Origin of the sequence: Pyramidobacter porci (assembly GCF_009695745.1) — a bacterium.
GTDB lineage: Bacteria > Synergistota > Synergistia > Synergistales > Dethiosulfovibrionaceae > Pyramidobacter > Pyramidobacter porci.
In genome coordinates this window covers 1-3270 of sequence record NZ_VUNH01000016.1, presented here as the reverse complement: position 1 = coordinate 3270, position 3270 = coordinate 1, and the positions used below count along the sequence as shown (strand labels likewise).

The window sequence follows — 3270 nt, the reverse complement described above, 5'->3', positions numbered from 1 at the left end:
AGCCCATTGACAAGAGAACAGGACGAAACTGAAACAGGTTAAGGTAGCAAGGGCATACGACGGATGCCTTGGCACTTACAGCCGATGAAAGACGCAGCAAGCGGCGAAACGCCGCGGGGAGCCGCAAGCAGGCTTTGATCCGCGGATATCTGAATGGGGCAACCCCACGGGAGCAGACCCGTGACTCCTTTTTTGGAGAGGAACCCGGTGAAGTGAAACATCTCAGTAGCCGGAGGAAAAGAAATCGCAGAGATCCCCCCAGTAGTGGTGAGCGAACAGGGGCCAGCCTAAACCCCCGCAGTGCAAGGCAGCAGCCGTTGCTGCGGAGGGAGTTGCGGGACAGTCGAGGAAGCGCTGCTGAGCTTCCGCAGAGTGAGAAAAGATCGAGTTAGTCGAATCGTGTTGGAAAAGCGAGCCGCAGAGCGTGAAAGCCGCGTAGACGAAAACCCGGTCCCTCTGAGACCCAATCCCAAGTAGAGCGGAGCACGAGAAATTCCGTTTGAATCCGGGCCGCCCATGGTCCAAGGCTAAATACTGTAAGTGACCGATAGCGCATAGTACCGAGAGGGAAAGGTGAAAAGCACCCCGGGAGGGGAGTGAAAGAGACCTGAAATCGTATGCCTACAAGCAGTTGGAGCTGGAAATACAGCGATGTATGGAAAGTGACAGCGTGCCTATTGAAAAATGAGCCGGCGAGATATTGCATGCAGCGAGGTTAAGGGATGAAGTTCTGGAGCCGAAGCGAAAGCGAGTTCGAAGAGAGCGTAAAGTTGCCTGCAATAAACCCGAAGCCTGACGATCTAGCCATGGGCAGGTTGAAGTGGGGGTGAAACCCCATGGAGGACCGAACCAGTGCCTGTTGAAAAAGTCTTGGATGACCTGTGGTTAGGAGTGAAAAGCTAATCGAGTTAGGTAATAGCTGGTTCTCCCCGAAATGCATTGAGGTGCAGCCTTGATGGATTCGTGTCGAGGGTAGAGCGACTGACAGCTCAAGCGGTCCTGGGGGATTTGCGCGAGCCATCAAACTCCGAATATCGACACGTGAAAGTCAGGAGTGAGACCGCGGGTGATAAGGTTCGTGGTCGAAAGGGAAACAGCCCAGATCATCAGCTAAGGCCCCCAAGAGCATGCTAAGTGTGACAAGGATGTGGGGACCCCGAAACAGCCAGGAGGTTGGCTCAGAAGCAGCCATCCTTTAAAGAGTGCGTAACAGCTCACTGGTCGAGGACCCCCGCGCCGAAAATGTAGGGGGCTAAGCATGCCGCCGAAGCTATGGGATGGAGAAATCCATCGGTAGGGGAGCGTAGTTAACGGGACGAAGCAGTGCCGCAAGACATTGTGGACCGTTAAGTAGTGAGAATGCCGGCATGAGTAACGACATATTTGCGAGAATCAAATACACCGGAAGACCAAGGATTCCTGGGGAAGGTTGATCCGCCCAGGGTAAGGCGGGCCCTAAGTTAAGGCTGAAAAGCGTAGATGATGGACAGCAGGTCGAAATTCCTGCCCCGCGATAAGTTCGCTATAACCGAAGCAGCGACGCAGAAAGCTAGACAGGCCGGCTGATGGAATAGCCAGTCCAAGGAAGCAGGTTGGAGAGACAGTCAAGCACATCTCTCCGTCAAGACCGAGATCCGAGAGGGAGCCTCGTAAGAGGCGAAGCTGTTGAAGCTCCGCTGCCAGGAAAACCTGCTAGGGAGAACTTATAGCGCCCGTACCCGAAACCGACACAGGTGGTCAAGCTGAGCAAGCTAAGGTGAGTGGAATAACTCTCGTTAAGGAACTCTGCAAGTTAACTCCGTAACTTAGGGAGAAGGAGTGCTGCGCCCGTCAATCGTAAGGTGAAGCGGGGAGCAGCCACAGAAACCAGGCTCAAGCGACTGTTTACCAAAAACACAGGACTCTGCATAAGACGCAAGTCGAAGTATAGAGTCTGACGCCTGCCCGGTGCTGGAAGGTTAAATGGAAGAGTGAGCCGCAAGGCGCAGCTTAGAAATGAAGCCCCAGTAAACGGCGGCCGTAACTATAACGGTCCTAAGGTAGCGAAATTCCTTGTCGGGTAAGTTCCGACCTGCACGAATGGCGTAACGATTTGAGCGCTGTCTCAACGAGAGATCCAGTGAAATTGTGGTACCGGTCAAGACGCCGGTTACCCGTGGTAGGACGGAAAGACCCCATGGAGCTTTACTGTAGCCTGATACTGATATTTGAAATTTCATGCACAGGATAGGTGGGAGGCGAAGAAGAGAGAGCTTTGGCTTTCTTGGAGCCATCGTTGGGATACCACCCTTGTGATTTCGAATGTCTAACTTTAGCGTCTGAATCGACGAAGAGGACACAGTCAGGTGGGCAGTTTGACTGGGGCGGTCGCCTCCCAAAGAGTAACGGAGGCGCGCAAAGGTCAACTCATGGCGAATGGAAACCGCCAAGAGAGCGCAAGGGTATAAGTTGGCTTAACTGCGAGAGAGACATTTCGAGCAGAGACGAAAGTCGGTCCTAGTGATCCGGCGGTGCTGAATGGAAAGGCCGTCGCTCATCGGATAAAAGCTACCCTGGGGATAACAGGCTGATCTCCCCCGAGAGTTCCCATCGACGGGGAGGTTTGGCACCTCGATGTCGGCTCGTCGCATCCTGGGGCTGTAGCAGGTCCCAAGGGTTGGTCTGTTCGCCCATTAAAGCGGTACGCGAGCTGGGTTCAAAACGTCGTGAGACAGTTTGGTCCCTATCCACCACGGGCGCAAGATATTTGAGGGGAGCTGCTCCTAGTACGAGAGGACCGGAGTGGACGTACCACTGGTGTATCTGTTGTGGCGCCAGCCGCATCAGCAGAGTAGCCAAGTACGGCCCGGATAACCGCTGAAGGCATCTAAGCGGGAAACCGCCCCCAAGATGAGATATCTCATACCATAAGGTAGTAAGGTGTCCCCGAGACGAGGGGTTTGATAGGCCGGGAATGGAAGCGTTGCGAGACGTTGAGTTAACCGGTACTAATACACCGAGGCCTTAACCTGTTTCAGTTTCGTGCTGTTCGGAAGAAGAGAAACGAAAAAGAGAGACAAAAAAAGAACAACGAAAAGATTTCGCTTTCGCTCCGCTCGCGGATGCGTCCGTGACGGGTGCGGAAGTCGGATAGAACAGAGATACTGGTGATAAAAGCGGAGGGGGTCCACCCGGTCCCATGCCGAACCCGGCAGTTAAGCCCTCACGCGCCGATGGTACTGCGATTCGCTTCGCGGGAGAGTAGGTCGTCGCCCGTGTCTCTGTTTTTTT

2 rRNA genes are annotated in these 3270 nt (G+C 54.1%); both read left to right on the top strand.

The features are described from left to right. The first annotated feature begins 36 nt into the window (after nt 1–36). A 23S ribosomal RNA gene (locus FYJ74_RS11540) occupies nt 37–3011 on the top strand. Between the two features lie 131 nt (nt 3012–3142). Beyond that, nucleotides 3143–3257: ribosomal RNA gene (gene rrf, locus FYJ74_RS11535) — 5S ribosomal RNA — on the top strand. Nucleotides 3258–3270: the final 13 nt, after the last annotated feature.